General features: G+C 70.7%; 13 protein-coding genes. 7 read left to right on the plus strand and 6 right to left on the minus strand.

Annotated elements, in window-relative coordinates:
* The 4 genes from ACIA8E_RS18290 to ACIA8E_RS18305 all read right to left on the minus strand — a co-directional run bounded on the left by ACIA8E_RS18290 (window position 1) and on the right by ACIA8E_RS18305 (window position 4,762).
* Entirely contained in the window at window positions 1-993 is a 993-nt protein-coding gene (locus ACIA8E_RS18290) for a cation diffusion facilitator family transporter (RefSeq protein ID WP_399299112.1), read from the minus strand.
* A 38-nt stretch (window positions 994-1,031) separates the two neighbouring features.
* Window positions 1,032-1,907, minus strand: a complete 876-nt coding sequence (gene tesB / locus ACIA8E_RS18295) for an acyl-CoA thioesterase II (protein ID WP_030970840.1) — start codon at window positions 1,905-1,907, stop codon at window positions 1,032-1,034.
* Between the two features lie 19 nt (window positions 1,908-1,926).
* The gene (locus ACIA8E_RS18300; protein WP_030970839.1) at window positions 1,927-3,084 is read right to left on the minus strand and encodes an acyl-CoA dehydrogenase family protein; all 1,158 of its coding nucleotides are present in this window, start codon (window positions 3,082-3,084) and stop codon (window positions 1,927-1,929) included.
* Between the two features lie 178 nt (window positions 3,085-3,262).
* Window positions 3,263-4,762 (minus strand): PucR family transcriptional regulator, encoded by a 1,500-nt coding sequence (locus tag ACIA8E_RS18305; RefSeq protein ID WP_399299114.1) that lies wholly within the window; start codon window positions 4,760-4,762, stop codon window positions 3,263-3,265.
* 118 nt (window positions 4,763-4,880) lie between these two features.
* Here ACIA8E_RS18305 and ACIA8E_RS18310 point away from each other — a divergent pair, with 118 nt between their 5' ends.
* The 5 genes from ACIA8E_RS18310 (at window position 4,881) to ACIA8E_RS18330 (ending at window position 14,298) form a co-directional block, all read left to right on the plus strand.
* The gene (locus tag ACIA8E_RS18310; protein ID WP_399299116.1) at window positions 4,881-6,347 is read left to right on the plus strand and encodes a sodium:solute symporter; all 1,467 of its coding nucleotides are present in this window, start codon (window positions 4,881-4,883) and stop codon (window positions 6,345-6,347) included.
* A 178-nt stretch (window positions 6,348-6,525) separates the two neighbouring features.
* Window positions 6,526-7,503, plus strand: a complete 978-nt coding sequence (gene speB, locus ACIA8E_RS18315) for an agmatinase (RefSeq protein ID WP_313937392.1) — start codon at window positions 6,526-6,528, stop codon at window positions 7,501-7,503.
* Entirely contained in the window at window positions 7,500-9,185 is a 1,686-nt protein-coding gene (locus ACIA8E_RS18320) for a thiamine pyrophosphate-binding protein (protein ID WP_399299119.1), read from the plus strand. Before speB ends, ACIA8E_RS18320 begins: the two co-directional genes overlap by 4 nt.
* Before the next feature lie 227 nt (window positions 9,186-9,412).
* A complete protein-coding gene (locus ACIA8E_RS18325) occupies window positions 9,413-10,378 on the plus strand; it encodes a serine hydrolase (protein ID WP_399299121.1) in 966 nt (321 codons plus the stop codon).
* A gap of 131 nt (window positions 10,379-10,509) precedes the next feature.
* Complete coding sequence (locus ACIA8E_RS18330) at window positions 10,510-14,298, plus strand: ABC transporter ATP-binding protein (protein ID WP_399299123.1); 3,789 nt, start codon at window positions 10,510-10,512, stop codon at window positions 14,296-14,298.
* 12 nt (window positions 14,299-14,310) lie between these two features.
* On the opposite strand, the gene ACIA8E_RS18335 is transcribed toward ACIA8E_RS18330, so the two are convergent.
* Window positions 14,311-14,808: a hypothetical protein gene (locus ACIA8E_RS18335; protein ID WP_399299125.1), complete on the minus strand. Its 498-nt coding sequence runs from the start codon at window positions 14,806-14,808 to the stop codon at window positions 14,311-14,313.
* Between the two features lie 180 nt (window positions 14,809-14,988).
* Here ACIA8E_RS18335 and ACIA8E_RS18340 point away from each other — a divergent pair, with 180 nt between their 5' ends.
* Window positions 14,989-15,420: a hypothetical protein gene (locus ACIA8E_RS18340; RefSeq protein WP_399299180.1), complete on the plus strand. Its 432-nt coding sequence runs from the start codon at window positions 14,989-14,991 to the stop codon at window positions 15,418-15,420.
* A 95-nt stretch (window positions 15,421-15,515) separates the two neighbouring features.
* Window positions 15,516-17,006 (plus strand): S28 family serine protease, encoded by a 1,491-nt coding sequence (locus ACIA8E_RS18345; RefSeq protein ID WP_399299127.1) that lies wholly within the window; start codon window positions 15,516-15,518, stop codon window positions 17,004-17,006.
* Window positions 17,007-17,080: 74 nt separating this feature from the next.
* Here the strand turns inward: ACIA8E_RS18345 and ACIA8E_RS18350 are convergent, their stop codons facing one another.
* Window positions 17,081-18,910 carry a glycoside hydrolase family 3 protein gene (locus tag ACIA8E_RS18350; RefSeq protein ID WP_399299129.1) on the minus strand — a complete coding sequence of 610 codons (1,830 nt, stop codon included), beginning with the start codon at window positions 18,908-18,910 and terminating at the stop codon, window positions 17,081-17,083.
* Window positions 18,911-19,067 lie beyond the last annotated feature (157 nt).

Below are 19,067 nucleotides of genomic sequence, written 5' to 3' on the forward strand. Positions count from 1 at the left end.
TCAGACGCCGGGCGGGTCCGAGTCGGCGGCCCCGCGCCGCACGACCTGCCCCAGCCCCGGCGTCGGGTCCAGATACACCCGGCGGATCGCCGGATACCGCTCCTGCAGCTGCTCCTCCGCCTCCTCGCACGCCCACTCGATCTGCGCCGCGGTCGACGCGTCCCGGAAGTCGATCTTCGCGGCGACGAGGATTTCCGTCGGTCCCTGGATCAGGGTGGTGAGCTCCAGGACCTCGATGATGTGCGGCACGGAGAGAAGTTCCTCGCGGATCCCGGCCCGCATCGCCTTCGGCACCGGGCGGCCGATCAGCAGTTGGGCGTTGGACCGGCCCAGCACCCAGGCCACGTACACCAGCAGTGCGCCGATCAGGAGCGACGCGACACCGTCCCAGACGCCGGAGCCGGAGAGCTGACCGCCGAGCAGGCCGCCCGCGGCGAGGACCAGGCCGGCCAGGGCCGCCGAGTCCTCCATCACGACCGCCTTGACCGCGGTGTCGGGGGTGTGACGCAAGTAGTGGGTGGCGGGCGCGCCCAGACGGGCAGCTTCGCCGCGGACCTGACGCAGGCCCGTGCGCAGGGAGTAGCCCTCCAGGAGGAACGCGATACCCAGCACGACGTACGAGATCAGCGGGTCGCCGAGTTCCTCGCCCTGGACGAGGGTGTGGATGCCGTCGTAGAAGGCGAACACCGCGCCGCCGACGAACGTGGCGACCGAGGCGAGCAGCGCCCAGATGTAGCGTTCCGGGCCGTAGCCCAGCGGGTGTTCCTCGTCGGCGGGTTTCTCGCTGCGCTTGAGCGCGGTGAGCAGCAGGACCTCGGTGACCGTGTCGGCGACCGAGTGCGCCGCCTCGGAGAGCATCGCGCTCGATCCGCTGATCAGCCCCGCGATCGCCTTCGCCACGGCGATACCGAGGTTGGCGACCGCCGCGACGATGACCGTGAACGTGGACTCCCCACCAGGCGCGCTGTTGTCGGTGCTGTTCTCGGCGCTCATGGTGGGGAGTATCCATGAAGGGGCGGGCCGCGGCCTGTTCAGTCCCGTGGGACCCGGACCACGCCCTCCTGGATGACGGTGATCGCCAGCCGGCCGTCCTGCGTGTAGATACGGGCCTGGCCGAGTCCACGCCCGCCGGACGCGGACGGCGACTCCTGGTCGTACAGCAGCCATTCGTCGGCCCGGAACGGCCGGTGGAACCACATCGCGTGGTCCAGGCTCGCGCCGACCACGTCGCCGACCGCCCAGCCGCCGCGCCCGTGCGCGAGCAGCACCGAGTCGAGCAGCGTCATGTCGGAGACGTAGGTGGCCATGCAGACGTGCAGCAGCGGGTCGTCCGCGAGCTTGCCGTTGGTGCGGAACCACACCTGGGAGCGGGGCTCCTGCGGGGTGCCGACGTTGGCGAACGGCGGGGCGCCGACATAGCGCAGGTCGACGGCGGCCCGTGCCTCCAGCAGCCGGTCCATGACACCCGGGTCGGTGAACACGTCCGCGTACCGCGGGAGCATCTGTTCCGCCGTGGGCAGCGTCTCCGGGTCGGGAGCGGGCGGCATGTCCGCCTGGTGCTCCAGGCCCTCCTCGTACGTCTGGAAGGACGCCGAGAGATGGAAGATCGGCTGCCCGTGCTGGACGGCCACCACCCGGCGGGTGGTGAAGGAGCGGCCGTCGCGGATTCGGTCGACGCTGTAGACGATCGGCGCGCCCGGGTCGCCCATCCGCAGGAAGTAGGAGTGCAAGGAGTGGGCCGTGCGTTCCGCGGGGACGGTTCGGCCCGCGGCAACGAGTGCCTGGGCCGCGACCTGGCCGCCGAAGACCCGGGGCACGACCGCCGAACGGCTCGTACCCCGGAAGATGTCCCGCTCGATCTGCTCCAGGTCGAGCAGATCGAGCAGGGATTCAAGTGCTGCGCTCATGGAGAAGAACGTAACCGCTCTACAGGCCCATGGACTTGGCGATGATCGACTTCATGACCTCGCTGGTGCCGCCGTAGATGCGGTTGACGCGGTTGTCCGCGTACAGGCGGGCGATCGGGTACTCGTTCATGTAGCCGTAGCCGCCGTGCAGCTGGAGGCAGCGGTCGATGACGCGGTGCGCGACCTCGGTGCAGAACAGCTTGGCGGAGGCGGCCTCGGCGGGCGTGAGCTCTCCCGCGTCCAGGGCCTCCAGGGCGCGGTCGGCGACGGCCTCGGCGGCGTCCACCTCGGCCTGGCAGGCGGCCAGCTCGAACTTGGTGTTCTGGAACGAGGCGACCGGCTTGCCGAAGACCGTGCGCTCCTGCACGTACTGCTGGGCGAACCGGACGGCGGCCTTGGCCTGCGCGTACGCGCCGAAGGCGATGCCCCAGCGCTCGGACGGGAGGTTCTGGCCGAGGTAGTAGAAGCCCTTGTTCTCCTCGCCGAGGAGGTCCTCGACGGGCACCTTCACGTCGACGAACGCCAGCTCGGCGGTGTCGGAGGTGCGCAGTCCGAGCTTGTCGAGCTTGCGGCCGATGGAGTAGCCCTCGGACTTGGTGTCCACGGCGAAGAGGGAGATACCGAAGCGGCGGTCGTCCTCGCGCGGGGCGGAGGTGCGGGCGCACACGATCACGCGGTCGGCGTGCACGCCACCGGTGATGAAGGTCTTGGCGCCGTTGAGGACGTAGTGCGTGCCGTCCTCCGAGAGCTTGGCGGTGGTCTTCATGCCCGCGACGTCGGAGCCGGTGCCCGGCTCGGTCATCGCCAGCGCCCACATCTCCTCGCCGGTGACGAACTTCGTCAGGTAGCGCTTCATCTGCTCGTCGGAGGCGAGCATCTTGATGTACGGCAGTGCGAGCAGCACGTGCACGCCGGAGCCGCCGAAGGAGACGCCCGCGCGCGCGGTCTCCTCGTAGAGCACGGCCTCGAACTTGTGCGTGTCCAGCCCCGCGCCGCCGAACTCCTCGGGCACGTTGATGCCGAATATGCCCAGCTCGCCGAGCTTGTCGTAGAAGTCGCGCGGTGCCTGGCCCGCGGCGAACCACTCGTCGTAGACGGGCGCGACCTCGGCCTCGATGAAGGCGCGGATGGTCTCCCGGAACGCCTCGTGGTCCTCGTTGAATACCGTACGGCGCACGGGGGTGCCTCCTCTGTCAGCTTCGGTCAGCGGTGAGTGAGCTTGGGCCAGGGCTGGCTAAGCGCTTGCTCAGTTCTGGTCAAAAGTTACCCGGCGGTCACCGGGGCTGTCCAGAGTTGACCGGCGGTGGTCGCCCACATCACAGCCGGCGCTCACCGCCGGACCGGTCGGCGCGGCCTCACTGCTGCCGCAGTGCGAACCAGAGCTCCGTCCGTACGTCCATGTCGTCCAGGTCCGTGTCCAGCAGCGTCGCGCAGCGGGCGATGCGCTGGCGGACCGTGTTGCGGTGGACCTGGAGGGCCGTGGCCGTGCGGTCCCAGCTGCCGTGGAGACTCAGCCAACAGCGGAGCGTCTCCGCGAGCGTGGGGGTGAGAGGGGCGAGCAGCGCGCGGGCGTGCGCCTCCGCCTCGGCGTGGGGGACGAGGGCGGCAAGACCCCGGCCGGTGTCGGTGTGGTGGTGGGCCAGCGGGGTACGGGTGGCCACGGCGCGGCCCAGTGCGCGGGCCGCCTGGCCGTCGGCGAGGTCCAGTGCGGTGATGGGGGCCGGGGCGGAGGTGCCGAGTGTCCAGCCGGGCTGCGGGGTGACCCGGTCGCCGCCCGGGACCAGGACCTTGACGGCGTCGCCGCCCCGGCCCGCGTCAACCAGGGCCGACCCGAGGGCGGCGCCCAGCGCCCCGGCGGTGAGCGGGTCCACCGGGCCGCCACCGCTGCGGCGTGCGTGCACCACCGTCCAGAGTTCGGCGCCGCCGAGCAGCGGGGCGACGGCCACCGGGTCCGCGCCGAGCAGCAGCCGCACGAGTGCCGCCGACCGGCCCGCGGCGTCGGCACCCTGATGCGGGGCGGCCAGCAGGGAGAGGAGGACGACCGCGATGCCGGTGACCGTGTGGTCGCCCGCCTCGCGCCGCCCCGTCGCCAGCGCCAGGACGAGCCCCTGCCCGCCGCCGAGCGCGTACGCGAAGAGATACGTGTCGCCGAGGGTGTCGGTCGCGGACGCCGGGGCCGGGGAGGCGGGGGCGGCGGTGGGGGAGACCACGCGGGCCAGCCGGGTCAGGGCCGCCCGTACCTCGGAGGACGGGCGGCGGCCCGCCCCGTGCAGCTCCTCACCGGCCGCGGAGAGCAGCATCGCCCGGCCCGCCAGCTGCGCGGCCAGCTGGTGCAGCACCGCGGGCACCGGGTCCGGCCGGGCCGCCGCCGTCGCCAGCGCCTGCTGGGCGCGCGTCACCCGGCGCAGCTCCCGGTGCCGGGCCTCCGCCATCAGCCGCCACACCGCCCGCGCGATCGCCGTGAACGGCGTCGCCGGCGGCACCTCCACCAGCGGCAGCCCGTGCCGGTCGCACGCCTCGATCAGCGCCTGCGGCACCGCGTCGTGGACCGGGGTGACTCCGAAGCCCAGCGCCGCCGCCCCCGCCTCCACCAGCCGGGCGACATACGTGTCCGGCTCCTTGAGCAGCACTCCGGCGCTCAGCAGCAGCTCACCGCCGAGCAGATACGGGTACGGGTCGGCCATCTCCGAGGTGTGCACCCACAGCAGGTCGACGTGGGCCGGGCCCGCGATCAGGCGCAGTCCGAGGTCCTCGCGGGCGAGCAGTTCGGCCAGCGGGATCGGCGGGGTGGGCGGAGCCGACCCGGTGGGGGCGGAGGGCCCGGTGGGAGTGTCCGACATGGACGGTCCATCCATTGGCTACGGCGAGATTGGATAAAACGTACACTTCAGCGCCGCCTGCGAGCCACCTACCGTCTTCACGAACCACACAACCCCGCAATGACCCGCAACGTGACTGAGACGGAGGAAGCCCATGGCTGTCGACTACGCGGTGATCGTCGTCTATCTGGCGGGCATGCTCGCCATGGGCTGGTGGGGCATGCGCCGCGCCAAGTCCAAGAGCGAATTCCTGGTGGCGGGCCGCCGCCTCGGCCCCTGGATGTACTCCGGGACCATGGCCGCGATCGTCCTCGGCGGCGCCTCCACCATCGGTGGCGTCGGCCTCGGCTACCAGTACGGGCTCTCCGGCGCCTGGATGGTCTTCACCATCGGCCTCGGACTGCTCGCCCTGTCCGTCTTCTTCTCGGCGCGCATCGCCCGGCTGAAGGTCTACACCGTCTCCGAGATGCTCGACCTGCGCTACGGCGGCCGGGCCGGCCTCATCTCCGGCGTCGTCATGTGGGCCTACACGCTGATGCTCGCGGTCACCTCGACCATCGCGTACGCCACCATCTTCGACGTCCTCTTCGACATGAACCGGACCGTCGCGATCATCCTCGGCGGCGCCATCGTCGTCGCGTACTCGACGCTCGGCGGCATGTGGTCGATCACGCTCACGGACATGGTGCAGTTCGTCGTCAAGACGATCGGTGTGCTGCTCCTGCTCCTGCCGATCGCGGTCATCAAGGCCGGCGGCTTCAGCGAGATGAAGGCGAAGCTGCCCACCGAGTACTTCGACCCGCTGGGCATCGGCGGCGAGACGATCTTCACCTACGTGCTGATCTACACCTTCGGCATGCTGATCGGTCAGGACATCTGGCAGCGTGTGTTCACCGCACGCACCGACCGGACCGCCCGCTGGGGCGGCACCGTCGCCGGTACGTACTGCCTGGTCTACGCGCTCGCCGGAGCCGTCATCGGCACCGCGGCCAAGGTCATGTACCCGAAGCTGCCCAGCGCGGACTCCGCCTTCGCGACCATCGTCAAGGACGAACTGCCGGTGGGTGTGCGAGGGCTGGTGCTGGCCGCCGCACTCGCCGCGGTGATGTCGACGTCGTCCGGTGCGCTGATCGCCTGCGCCACCGTCGCCAACAACGACATCTGGTCGAAGCTGCGAGGCGTGGTCTCGCGCGGCCGGGGCGACGAGCACGACGAGGTGAAGGGCAACCGGGTCTTCATCCTCATCATGGGTGTGGCCGTCATCGTCATCGCCATCGCGCTCAATAATGTGGTGGAAGCGCTGACCGTCGCGTACAACCTGCTCGTCGGCGGTCTGCTGGTGCCGATCCTCGGCGGTCTGCTGTGGCGCCGTGGCACGGCGGCCGGTGCGCTGGCCGCGGTGGCAGTGGGCGGCGTGGCCGTGATCGGCCTGATGGCGACGTACGGAATTCTCGCCAACGAGCCGGTCTACTACGGGCTGCCGGCCTCGCTCGCGGTGTACGTGATCGTCTCCCTGGCGACGAAGCCGACCGATGCGGCGGTGCTGATCGCCTGGCGCGAGCGGCTGGCGGGGAAGGGTGCCGACTCGGACGAGACGGCCCCGGAATCCGTGACCGTCTGACCACTAGTCCTCAACACCCCCCAGCGCCTCGACGGCATGGGAGGTGCCCCCTCGACGGGCTCGATCCTGGCCCTGTCGTCCTCAATCGCCGGGCAGGCAATCCGAGCCCGTCCGGCGATTGGGGACGCAACCCGTTGTACCCGCACCACCCCGCGTCATCGGAAGAAAGGCACTCCCCATGAGCAGCAACGAAACGCCGCGCGGCCCCATCGACTCCTCCCGCGTCCCGCGGTACGCCGGGCCAGCGACGTTCGCGCGGCTGCCCCGCCTCGACGAGGTCGGCACCGCCGATGTCGCCGTCGTCGGCGTGCCCTTCGACACGGGTGTCTCGTACCGCCCCGGCGCCCGCTTCGGCGGCAACGCCATCCGTGAGGCGTCGCGCCTGCTGCGCCCGTACAACCCGGCGCAGGACGCCTCGCCGTTCGCCCTCGCGCAGGTCGCCGACGCCGGTGACATCGCCGCCAACCCGTTCAACATCAACGAGGCCGTCGAGACGATCGAGGCCGCGGCCGACGATCTGCTCGGTACCGGCGCCCGCATGATGACGCTCGGCGGCGACCACACCATCGCGCTGCCCCTCCTGCGCTCCGTCGCGAAGAAGCACGGCCCCGTCGCCCTGCTCCACTTCGACGCCCACCTCGACACGTGGGACACCTACTTCGGCGCCGAGTACACCCACGGCACGCCGTTCCGCCGGGCCGTCGAGGAGGGCATCCTCGACACGTCCGCGCTCTCCCACGTCGGCACGCGCGGCCCGCTGTACGGCAAGCAGGACCTCGACGACGACGCCAAGATGGGCTTCGGCATCGTCACCTCCGCCGACGTCATGCGCCGCGGTGTCGACGAGATCGCCGACCAGCTGCGCCAGCGCATCGGCGACCGCCCGCTGTACATCTCCATCGACATCGACGTCCTGGACCCGGCGCACGCGCCCGGCACCGGCACCCCCGAGGCCGGCGGTCTCACCTCCCGCGAGCTCCTCGAGATCGTCCGCGGCCTGTCCTCCTGCAACCTGGTCTCCGCCGACCTGGTCGAGGTCGCCCCCGCGTACGACCACGCGGAGATCACCTCCGTCGCCGCCTCCCACACGGCGTACGAACTCACGACGATCATGTCCCGCCAGATCGCGGCGGCGAAGGGGGTCGAGGGCAAGTGACCCACGACCACCACGACGAGCGCCCGCAGCTCACCCCCGAGCAGATCGCGGCCGCGCTGAACCCGTCGGCCGGACGCAACGGCGGCGACCTCGTCGTCGAGACCCTCCAGGGCCTCGGCGCGACCACCGTCTTCGGCCTGCCCGGCCAGCACGCGCTCGGCATGTTCGACGCGCTGCGCCGCTCGTCCCTCTCGTACGTCGGCCTGCGCGTCGAGAACAACGCCGGCTTCGCCGCCGACGCATACGGCCGGATCACCGGGGAAGTCGCCCCTCTGCTGCTCTCCACCGGCCCGGGGGCGCTCACCTCCCTCGCCGCGCTCCAGGAGGCGGCGGCCGCCTCGGCGCCCGTGCTGGCCATCTCCAGCCAGATCCCGACCGCGGGCCTGGGCGGCGGGCGCCACGGCTATCTGCATGAACTCCGGGACCAGAAGGCGTCGTTCCGCGACGTCGTGAAGTCCGTCCACACGGTCCGTACGGCGTCGCAGATCCCGTCCGCGATCGCCGCCGCCTGGGAGTCCGCGCTGACGGCCCCGCACGGCCCGGTCTGGATCGAGATCCCGCAGGACGTGCTCCTCGCCGAGACCACCTTGCCGGCGGTCACCGCGATGGACGCCACACCGCGACCGCTGCACGCCCGCCCCGAACTGACCGCCGTGGCGGCCCACCTGCTGGCGAACGCCGAACGACCGGCGATCATCGCGGGCGGCGGAGTCGTACGCTCCGACGCGTCCGGCAAGCTGCTCGCCCTCGCGGAGAAGATCGACGCCCCGGTCGTCACCACGTTCGGCGGCAAGGGCGCCTTTCCCTGGGAGCACCCGCTCTCGCTCCAGTCCTGGCTGGAGGACCGTCACACGACGGACTTCCTCGAAGCGGCGGACGTCCTGCTGGTCATCGGCTCCGGACTGGGCGAACTCTCCTCGAACTACCACACGTTCAGCCCGCGCGGCCGGGTCATCCAGATCGAGGCGGACGCCGGGAAGCTGGAGTCCAACCACCCCGCGCTCGGCATCCACGCCGACGCCCGCGAGGCCCTTGCCGACCTCCTCGAAGCGGTCGACCGCCGCGAGGACCCGTCGGCCGCGGGCCGCGTCCGTACGGTGCTCGCAGCGGTACGCGAACGGATCGCCGGCCAGGACCTCACCCTGGAACAGCAGCTCATCGCCTCGGTGCGCGAAGCGCTGCCCGACACGTCCCCGAGCTTCTGGGACATGACGATCCTCGCCTACTGGGCCTGGTCCGCCTTCGACGCCCGCCACCCCAACACCATGCACTCGGCGCAGGGCGCGGGCGGTCTCGGCTACGGCTTCCCGGCCGCGCTCGGCGCGGCGGCGGCCGACCGTACGAAGCCGGTCCTGGCGGTCTCCGGCGACGGCGGCGCGATGTACTCGATCGCGGAACTGGCCACGGCCCGTCAGTACGACCTGCCGGTCACCTGGCTGATCATCGATGACGGCGGCTACGGCATCCTGCGCGAGTACATGACGGGCGCGTTCGGCGAGGCCACGGCGACGGAACTGTCCCGCCCGGACTTCGTCGCCCTCGCCGAGTCGTTCGGCGTGCCGGCGGTCCGCACGACCCCGGAGACGCTCGCCGACGACCTGGCGAAGTCCTTCTCGGAGCCCGGTCCTTCGGTCGTCGTGCTCCCGGCGCTGCTGAGGATGTTCGAGCCGACGCATCTGTAGGCTGCGGCCCACCGAGGTTCCGGGGCGCGGACTCGGAACCTCCCCTCGTCCGCGAGGTCTTCCACGACCTCGCGGACGAGTCGGTCGCTCGCCCCGAAGCCGGTGTCCCCGCGTCACAACCCGGCCTTCCGGGCGGGGCGCGTACAACTTTTCGTCCGCTCAGAAGTCTTCTGTGTGCCAGGTGTGCAGGGGGCGCACCACGCAGACCACTCAGGGGGAGACGTCTCATGACGGACCGGCCTCGTATCCACCGCCGCGCACACACCGCGCTCGCCGTCACGCTCGCCGCGGGTGTGCTCGCACCCCTGGCCCTCGCCGCCACGCCCGCCGCGGCCGCGACACCGACGGTGAGCTGTACCTCCGGCAAGGCGGGGCTCGCCGCCAAGCTTTCGAAGGACATCACCGCCGCACTCAAGGGGCGCTCGTCGACCACGGCGGTCGCGCTCTACGACCGGACCACCAAGACGTCGTGCACGATGCGGTCCACGAGCAAGTACGACTCCGCGAGCGTCGTGAAGGCGACCGTCCTCGCGACGTTGCTCTGGGACAACAAGAAGCACAACCGCTATCTCACGCAGCGCGAGGTCAACCTCGCCACCGCCATGATCACCAAGTCCGACAACGACGCGACCACCAGCCTGTGGAAGCAGCTCGGCGTGACCAAGGTGAAGGCGTTCCTGAAGGCCGCGGAGATGACGCACACCGTGCCCGGCTCCGGCGGCTACTGGGGACTGACCCAGATCACCGCGCAGGACGAGCTGCGACTGCTGTCCCTGCTGACCGCGAAGAACTCCGTGCTCAGTGACAACTCGCGCGCGTACGAGCTCGGCCTGATGCACAAGGTCATCTCCTCGCAGCGGTGGGGGACGCCCGCCGGTGCTCCGTCCGGGGTGACCGTCCAGGTCAAGAACGGCTGGCTGCCGCGCGCCACGCACGGCTGGCGGGTGCACAGCATCGGCGCGTTCACCGGGAAGGGGCACGACTACGGGATCACCGTGCTCACCCAGGACAACAAGACGATGAACGACGGCATCAACACCATCCAGGCGGTCGCCCGGGCCATACACAAGGACCTGAACCCGGCCGCCACCGCGCAGACGACGGTCGCCCCGCCGGCGAAGCCGCAGGAAGCGGTTCCGGCGGTGCCCGGGGCTTCCGCGGTGCCGATGGTGACGGCCACACCGCAGTCGTAGTTCCTCGCGGGTCCAGCCTGATCCGAACGAGAGGCCCTAGGCCGAACGGACCATCTTTGTGACGGCGGGATGAAATCCGCAGCTGACCGCGTTGGTGCCTTCCGGTAGATCAGGTCGAACGGGAGGCACCGGTGACGGACGCAGGCACGGACGCGGAGCGGCAGGGCTGGGCCCGGCGGCTGGGCGGCTACGCATGGCGCTACCGGCGCAATGTGCTGCTGGCACTCGGCTCGTCGCTCGCCGGGATGGCCGTGCTGGCGCTCGTCCCGCTGATCACCAAGGTGATCATCGACGATGTCGTCGGCAACCACACCCGCTCCCTCGGAGTCTGGACCGGCCTCCTGATTGCCGCGGCCCTGCTGGTGTACATATCGACCTACATCCGCCGCTACTACGGCGGCCGGCTCGCCCTCGACGTACAGCACGATCTGCGTACCGAGATGTACGGGACGCTCACCCGGCTCGACGGGAAGCGGCAGGACGAGCTGTCCACCGGGCAGGTCGTCGGGCGCGCCACCAGCGACCTTCAGCTGATCCAGGGGCTTCTGTTCATGCTCCCGATGACCATCGGGAACGTGCTGCTCTTCCTCATCTCACTGGTGATCATGGCGTGGCTCTCCCCGTTGCTGACCCTGGTCGCGATCGCCGTCGCCCCCGCCCTCTGGTTCATCGCCCGCCGCTCCCGCTCCCGGCTCTTCCCCGCCACCTGGTACGCCCAGAGCCAGGCCGCCGCAGTCGCCGGAGTCGTCGACGGGGCCGTCTCCGGGGTCCGGGTCGTCAAGGGGTTCGGGCAGGAGGAGCAGGAGACCGGCAAGCTGCGCGAGGTCGGGCGGAAGCTGTTCGCCGGGCGGCTGCGCACCATCCGGCTGAACGCCAGGTACACCCCCGCCCTCCAGGCCGTCCCCGCGCTCGGCCAGGTCGCGATGCTGGCGCTCGGCGGCTGGCTCGCCACCCGCGGCGAGATCACCCTCGGTACGTTCGTGGCGTTCTCCAGCTATCTCTCCCAGCTCGTCGGGCCGGTCCGGATGCTCGCCATGGTGCTCACCGTCGGGCAGCAGGCCCGCGCCGGTGTGGAGCGCGTACTCGAACTGATCGACACCGAGCCCACCATGCGGGACGGCACGGTGGAGCTCCCGGCGGACGCCCCCGCGCGCGTCGAGTTCGACGACGTCCGGTTCGGGTACGCTCCGCTTCGCTCCGCCTCCGCTCGAGATACAGACCTTGGAGGCGGAGCCCCCGAGCGGCTGGTCCTCGACGGGTTCTCGCTGACCATCGAGCCTGGTGAGACCGTCGCCGTCGTCGGTGCCTCCGGCAGCGGGAAGTCCACCGTCTCCCTGCTGCTGCCCCGCTTCTACGACGTGTCGCACGGCGCCGTGCTGGTCGGCGGTCACGACGTCCGCGAGCTCACCCAGGACTCGCTGCGGGCAGCCATCGGCCTCGTACCGGAGGACAGCTTCCTCTTCTCCGACACGGTCCGCGCCAACATCGCGTACGGGCACCCGGACGCCACCCAGGACCAGATCGAGCAGGCCGCCCGAGCCGCCCAGGCGGACCGTTTCATCGCCCATCTGCCCCTCGGCTACGACACCAAGGTCGGCGAGCACGGCCTGACCCTCTCCGGCGGCCAGCGCCAGCGGGTCGCGCTCGCCCGCGCCATCCTCACCGACCCCCGGCTGCTTCTCCTCGACGACGCCACCTCCGCCGTCGACGCCCGCGTCGAGCACGAGATCCACGAGGCCCTGGCGCAGGTGATGGCGGGCCGCACGACCCTGCTGATCGCCCACCGCCGCTCGACCCTCGGCCTCGCCGACCGGATCGCCGTCCTGGAGAAGGGCCGGCTCGCCGACATCGGTACGCACGAGGAGCTGGAGCGCCGCTCCCCGCTCTACCGGCGTCTGCTCACCGACCCGGACGAGCTGGGCGGCACCTCCCCGGGCCACCAGCCGGTCCTGGCCGACACGGCCATCGAGGACGACCGGGCGCTCCAGGAGGAGCTGGAAGCCGACTTCGACGCCGAGCGCGGTATCAGCCCCGGGCTGTGGGTCCGCAAGGAGGAGCCCCGCGACACCGGCGCCGCCGGCATGCCCGCCACCCCCGAGCTGCTCGCCCAGGTCGAGGCGCTGCCCCCGGCCACCGACATCCCGGACATCGACGAGGCGCGCGCCGTGCGCCCCGAGGCGTCGTACGGGCTGCGCCGGCTGCTGCACGGCTTCGGCCTGCCGCTGTTGGTGAGCCTCGCGCTCGTCGCCGTCGACGCCGGCATGAGCCTGCTCCTGCCGGTGCTGATCCGGCACGGCATCGACCAGGGCGTCACGCAGATGGCGCTCGGCGCGGTATGGGCAGCCTCCGCGATCGCCCTGCTCGTCGTACTGGCGCAGTGGGCGGCGCAGATCGGCGAGACCCGGATGACCGGCCGCACCGGCGAGCGGGTGCTCTACTCACTGCGCTTGAAGATCTTCGCGCAGCTCCAGCGGCTCGGCCTCGACTACTACGAGCGCGAGCTGACCGGCCGCATCATGACCCGGATGACGACGGACGTCGACGCGCTGTCCACGTTCTTGCAGACCGGTCTGGTCACGGCCTTCGTCTCCGTCGTCACGTTCTTCGGCATCATGGTCGCGCTGCTCGTCCTCGACGTCCAGCTCGCACTCGTCGTCTTCGCGACGCTTCCGGTGCTGGTCATCGGTACGTTCTTCTTCCGCCGCAAGAGCGTCAAGGCGTACGAACTGGCCCGTGAGCGGATCAGCGTCGTCAACGCCGACCTCCAGGAGTCCGTCTCCGGGCTCCGGATCGTGCAGGCGTTCCGCCGCGAGCGGGACGGCGCCGAGCGGTTCGCCGGCCGCAGTGACCACTACCGCGAGGCCCGGGTGCGTGGCCAGTGGCTGATCTCGGTCTACTTCCCGTTCGTGCAGCTGCTGTCGTCGGTGGCCGCGGCCGCCGTACTGATCGTGGGTGCGGGCCGGGTCGACAACGGCACACTCACCACCGGCGCGCTCGTCGCGTATCTGCTCTACATCGACCTGTTCTTCGCGCCCGTGCAGCAGCTCTCCCAGGTCTTCGACGGCTACCAGCAGGCCACCGTCTCGCTCGGCCGCATCCAGGAACTCCTCCGGGAGCCGACCTCCACCGCCGACTCCGTGGAGCCGCTGGACGTCCTGTCGCTGCGCGGCGAGATCGCGTTCGAGGACGTGTCCTTCGCGTACGGCGCCGACGACGAGGAGGAAGAGGCCCTCACCGGCATCGACCTGCGGATCCCGGCCGGTCAGACCGTCGCGTTCGTCGGCGAGACCGGCGCAGGGAAGTCCACCCTCGTCAAGCTCGTCGCCCGGTTCTACGACCCGACGGGCGGACGGGTCACGGCGGACGGCACCGATCTGCGCCACCTCGACCTCACGGCGTACCGGCACCGGCTCGGCGTGGTACCGCAGGAGGCCTATCTCTTCGAGGGTACGGTCCGTGACGCCATCGCCTACGGGCGGCCGGACGCCACCGACGCGCAGGTGGAGGCCGCGGCCCGGGCGGTCGGTGCCCACGACATGATCGCCACGCTGGACGGCGGTTATCTGCACGAGGTCGCCGAGCGGGGCCGTAACCTCTCGGCCGGCCAGCGCCAGCTGATCGCACTCGCCCGCGCCGAACTGGTCGACCCGGACATCCTGCTGCTGGACGAGGCGACCGCCTCCCTGGACCTCGCCAGCGAGGCCCTGGTCAACCAGGCGACCGACCGGCTCACCGGCCGCCGCACCACCCTCGTCGTCGCCCACCGGCTGACCACGGCCGCCCGCGCCGACCGGGTCGTGGTGATGGACCACGGCCGGGTCGTCGAGGACGGCACGCATGACGAACTCCTCGCCGGGGAAGGGCACTACGCCGTGCTGTGGCGGACCTTCATCGGGGAGGACGAGCCCGCGGGGGTCTGAGCCGGGCGGGTCTCAGCGGATGCCGGAGATCTTGCCGGTCCGCAGGTCCGACTGAACTGTCAGATAGGTGTACGTGGGGTGCTTGCCGCCGCTCCAGGTGAGCCGCACCTTCGACCAGGTGTGACCGGCGCCGCTGTCGCCCGCGGTGACCTTGAAGGCGAGCGGGGTGTTCTGGGCACGCAGGACACCGTCCGCATGGTTGCGCGCCTCCCAGGTGCGTAGCTGCGAGCGGAGCGCGGGCGTGAGGTAGAACGCCCGGAGCGCGGTCGTGAGTGTGCCGCCGCCCTCGGTGCCGCCGCCCTCGGTGCCGGCGGCGTCGATGTAGGCGCCGTAGAAGTGGGCGACCTGCTGGTAGGCCGGGGCCGAGGCGGTGCTGCGTACCGTCGCCGGGGCCGCGGGGGCCTGCGGTGCTGCCGCGGCGGCCGGGACCACGGCGGCGGCGAGCAGAGCGGTGATGAGCAGGGCGCGGCCTGCGGTGTGGCGGCCGGGCGTGTTGCGGAGTTGGACCACGGCAGTTCCTTCCTTTCGTATGACTCTGCCCTGTTGGACACGTGTTGTGGTGATTCGGTTGCGTCGGATGCGTAGCTCGCCGGGTGCAACCTCCGGATGGCCTCTCGCGTCGTACGCATGTACGCGTATGTGGCACGTTTGGCGAGAGTGTTCGATGGAGCGGATGGGGTGGCTGGGGTGATGGGCCTGCTGGGGATCAGAGGAACCGGAAGGGCGGCAAAGGGCGGCGGGGGTCGGCAGGCGCTGGTGCAGTTGCTCGTCCTGGCGCTGGTGAGCGCCGTCGGGCTGGTGCTCGGCGGTACCGGAGCGAGCAGCGCCGACGCCGTGTCGGCGTGCGGCGGACGGCCCGCGAAGACGGTGAAGTTCGCGACCGGCGAGCTGCGCGTCTACCGGAGCCGCGCCTACGCCTGCGCGGTCACCGTCGCCAAGAAGCCGGGCAAGCGCCGCCAGATGTCCGTCCAGCTACAGGCACGCGGTGCCCGGCCCGTCGGTGACAGCGGCAGATACACCACGCAGGCGGGCCCGGTGACGGTGCCCGCGCTGCACCGCTGCATACGGGCCACGGGCTCGATCTCCGGGACATCGCGCTCCACGGGCTGGATCCTCTGCTGACGCCGCCTGCCTGACGCCGGGACAACAGGGTCTGGCGGGCCGGGTGTTGCCCCCGCTAGGTTCACGACGAATGTTGTGAATCAAGGGGAGGGTGTATGCGCAAGGCGCTCAGAGGTTTTCTGTCGCTGGCGGTGCTCATAGGCACCGTGACCGCGACGGGTGCCTCGGTCGGTGCGGCCACCGCCGCTGAACCGGCCGCGTTGGATTCCGCCCAGGCCGCTGCGGCCGGTGACAGCGGTACGAGCACGGACATCAAGGACCGCATCCTGGCCATCCCCGGGATGAGTCTGATCGAGGAGAAGCCGTACGAGGGCTACCGCTACTTCGTCCTCAACTACACCCAGCCGATCGACCACCGGCACCCGTCCAAGGGCACGTTCCAGCAGCGGATCACCCTGCTGCACAAGGACACGTCCCGCCCGACGGTCTTCTACACCAGCGGCTACAACGTCTCCACGAACCCCAGCCGCTCCGAGCCGACCCGGATCATCGACGGCAACCAGGTCTCGCTGGAGTATCGCTTCTTCACCCCGTCCCGCCCGGCACCCGCCGACTGGTCGAAGCTCGACATCTGGCAGGCCGCCAGCGACCAGCACCGCGTCTTCACCGCGCTGAAGCAGATCTACTCCAAGAACTGGCTGACCACCGGTGGCTCGAAGGGCGGCATGACCGCCACGTACTTCGAGCGCTTCTACCCCAAGGACATGGACGGCGTCGTCGCGTACGTCGCGCCGAACGACGTGGTCAACAAGGAGGACTCGGCGTACGACCGGTTCTTCGAGAACGTCGGTACGAAGGAGTGCCGCGACCGGCTGGAGGGTGTGCAGCGCGAGGCGCTGATCCGCCGCGAGCCGCTGGAGAAGAAGTACAAGGAGTACGCCGACACGAACGGCTACACCTTCAACACCGTCGGATCGCTCGACAAGGCGTACGAAGCCGTCGTCATGGACTACGTCTGGGCGTACTGGCAGTACAGCCTGCTCGCCGACTGCGACACCATCCCCGCCGACGCCAGGACCGCCCCCGACCAGGCGATCTGGGACTCGATCAACACCATCTCCGGCTTCTCCGCCTACGTGGACCAGGGCCTGAGCACGTACACGCCGTACTACTACCAGGCGGGCACCCAGCTCGGCTCGCCGGACATCGAGCAGCCGTGGCTCGGCCATCTCAGCCGGTACGGGTACCAGCCGCCGCGCAATTTCGTGCCGCGCTCCATCCCGATGAAGTTCCAGCCGTCGGTGATGCGCGACGTCGACAGCTGGGTGAAGCACCACGCCCACCACATGCTGTACGTGTACGGGGAGAACGACCCGTGGGGCGCGGAGCGCTTCCGCCTCGGTGCGGGCGCTCGTGACAGCTACGTCTACACGGTGGCGGGCGGCAACCACGGCTCCAATGTGGCCGGTCTCGCCGCCGACGAGAAGGCGAATGCCACCGCGGCCATTCTGCGCTGGGCGGGCGTCGCCCCGGCCGCCGTGCAGTCGGACCCGGCGAAGGCGAAGCCGCTCGCTCCGTACGACGCGCGCCTCGACAAGAAGGACGTGACGAGCGAGCGCAGGCAGGGCCCCGTGCTGCGGCCGTAACAGGCCGGCACGGCGTGCTGCGTGCCGGGCCCGAACCGTACGGTTCGGACCCGGCACGCGCGCAGTCCCTCGGGTCAGTACGTCAGCCCGTAGCCGACCGGGTACAGCACCTGCGTCGGGTCGCCCGCCTGCTGCACCGGTACCGGCAGCCTGCCCTGCGGTTCGGCGCGGCCCGCGATCACCCGGGCGGCCGCCCGCAGTTCGACATCCGTCCAGGAGTAGGCGGCCAGGCTCGCCGCGTGCGCGGGCAGCTGGGCGATGTCGTACGGGTTGCGGATCGCGAGTGTGATCACCGGGACACCGGTCGCCACGAGGGCGCCGACCAGGGTGCGTTGCGAGTTGGTCGCCGAGACGTTGTACGTCCCCACGATCACCGCGTCCTTGCCCTGCGCCGCCGCCACCGCCTCGGTGATCTTCGCCTGGGTGGGTGCGGTGCCGGTGGACAGTGCGGTCGCCGCGTAACCCAGTTCGCCGAAGGCGGCGGCGAGGGTGGTGGTCGGCGGCCCGGTGGTGCCGGACGGGGAGGCCGGATCGGCGCCGACCACCAGAAGGTTCTTGTGGGAGCGGCGGGAAAGCGGCAGCACCGCACCGTCGTTGGTGAGCAGCGTGGTGGTGTGTTCGGCGATCCGGTCGGCGGCGGCGAGATGCGCCCGGGTGCCGACGGCACGGTCCACGCCCCGGTGGGTGACGAACGGGTCGTCGAACAGCCCCAGCTTCATCTTCAGCCGCAGGATGCGCAGGATCGATTCCTCGATCCGGGCCTCGCTGATCTCGCCGCTCTTCACGGCCGCGAGGAGCGCGTTCCAGGAGACATCGAGGTTCGGCGGATTCAGCAGCTGGTCCACACCCGCCTGCAGGGCCAGGACGGGCACACGCTCGTCGCCGTACTTCGTCCGCACGCCCTCCATGCCGAGCGAGTCCGTGACCACGACACCGTCGTAGCCGAGCTCCTCGCGCAGGATGCCGGTGAGGATCGGCCGGGACAGCGTGGCCGGGTCCTCGGCCGGGTCGAGAGCGGGGACGACGATGTGCGCGGTCATGATCGCGTCGATGCCGGCGGCGATCGCGGCCCGGAACGGCGGGGAGTCCAGCTCGGCCCACTGCTCGCGGGTGTGGTGGATGTACGGGAGACCGGTGTGGCTGTCGGTGTTCGTGTCACCGTGGCCGGGGAAGTGTTTGGCCGTCGAGGCGATCCCGGCGACCTGATACCCCTTCACCTGGGCGGCGACCATCGCGGCCACGGCCTGCGGATCGGCGCCGAAGGAGCGTACGCCGATGACCGGGTTGGCGGGGTTGACGTTGACATCGGCATCCGGGGCGTAGTTCTGGTTGATGCCGATCGCGGCCAGCTCGGTGCCTGCGATCTTCCCGGCCCGGCGGGCGTCGGAGGACGAACCGCCCGCACCCAGCGCCATCGCGCCCGGCATCAGCGTGGCGGGCTCGCCGACGCGGCAGACGATGCCGTGCTCCTGGTCGGTGGAGATGAGAAGCGGCAGGGGAGTGGGACCGGCGAGACCGGCGCGCTGGATGCCGTTGGAGAGGTCGGCGATCTGGTGCGGGTCACGGGTGTTGTGCGCCCAGGTGAAGTAGATGATGCCGCCGACGTGGTACTTGGCGATCAGCTCGGCGGCGGTACGGACCCCGATCTCGGCGAGGTTGGCGTCGATGTCGGCCTGGTCGGGTTCGGTGGCGGAGTGCCCGTACACCCGCATCACGAAGAGCTGACCGACCTTCTCCTCCAGGCTCATCCGGGAGATGAGCTGCCTGAGGCGCTTGGTGGCGGAGGCGGAGGAGGAAGCGGAGGCGGCGCCGGCTCCGGGGGCGGAGACCGCGCCGGTCGCGGCCGCTGCGACAGTCGCGGCGGTGGCGGTGAGGAGGGTGCGTCTGGAGGTGCGGTGGTGCACGTGAGCTCCTTCGGCCGTTCTCGGTGACGAGGGGGTGGTGAAAGAAACTTCCAATGTTCACGGATATCCAGAAAGTAACTACCGGTCAAGAGGACAGCCCAAACTGAGCCCATCCGGCGAACGAGGGCAGGCGCGGGCGCATCCCGCGCACCCTTAT

The sequence above is a fragment of the Streptomyces sp. NPDC051664 genome (assembly GCF_044453545.1).
Taxonomy (GTDB): domain Bacteria; phylum Actinomycetota; class Actinomycetes; order Streptomycetales; family Streptomycetaceae; genus Streptomyces.

What these genes read in the sequence shown, in the direction of transcription:
- ACIA8E_RS18290 (WP_399299112.1), bottom strand. Translation starts at nt 993, where the DNA reads ATGAGCGCCGAGAACAGCACCGACAACAGCGCGCCTGGTGGGGAGTCC.
- tesB (WP_030970840.1), bottom strand. Translation starts at nt 1,907, where the DNA reads ATGAGCGCAGCACTTGAATCCCTGCTCGATCTGCTCGACCTGGAGCAG.
- ACIA8E_RS18305 (WP_399299114.1), bottom strand. Translation starts at nt 4,762, where the DNA reads ATGGATGGACCGTCCATGTCGGACACTCCCACCGGGCCCTCCGCCCCC.
- ACIA8E_RS18310 (WP_399299116.1), top strand. Translation starts at nt 4,881, where the DNA reads ATGGCTGTCGACTACGCGGTGATCGTCGTCTATCTGGCGGGCATGCTC.
- speB (WP_313937392.1), top strand. Translation starts at nt 6,526, where the DNA reads ATGAGCAGCAACGAAACGCCGCGCGGCCCCATCGACTCCTCCCGCGTC.
- ACIA8E_RS18325 (WP_399299121.1), top strand. Translation starts at nt 9,413, where the DNA reads ATGACGGACCGGCCTCGTATCCACCGCCGCGCACACACCGCGCTCGCC.
- ACIA8E_RS18340 (WP_399299180.1), top strand. Translation starts at nt 14,989, where the DNA reads ATGGGCCTGCTGGGGATCAGAGGAACCGGAAGGGCGGCAAAGGGCGGC.
- ACIA8E_RS18345 (WP_399299127.1), top strand. Translation starts at nt 15,516, where the DNA reads ATGCGCAAGGCGCTCAGAGGTTTTCTGTCGCTGGCGGTGCTCATAGGC.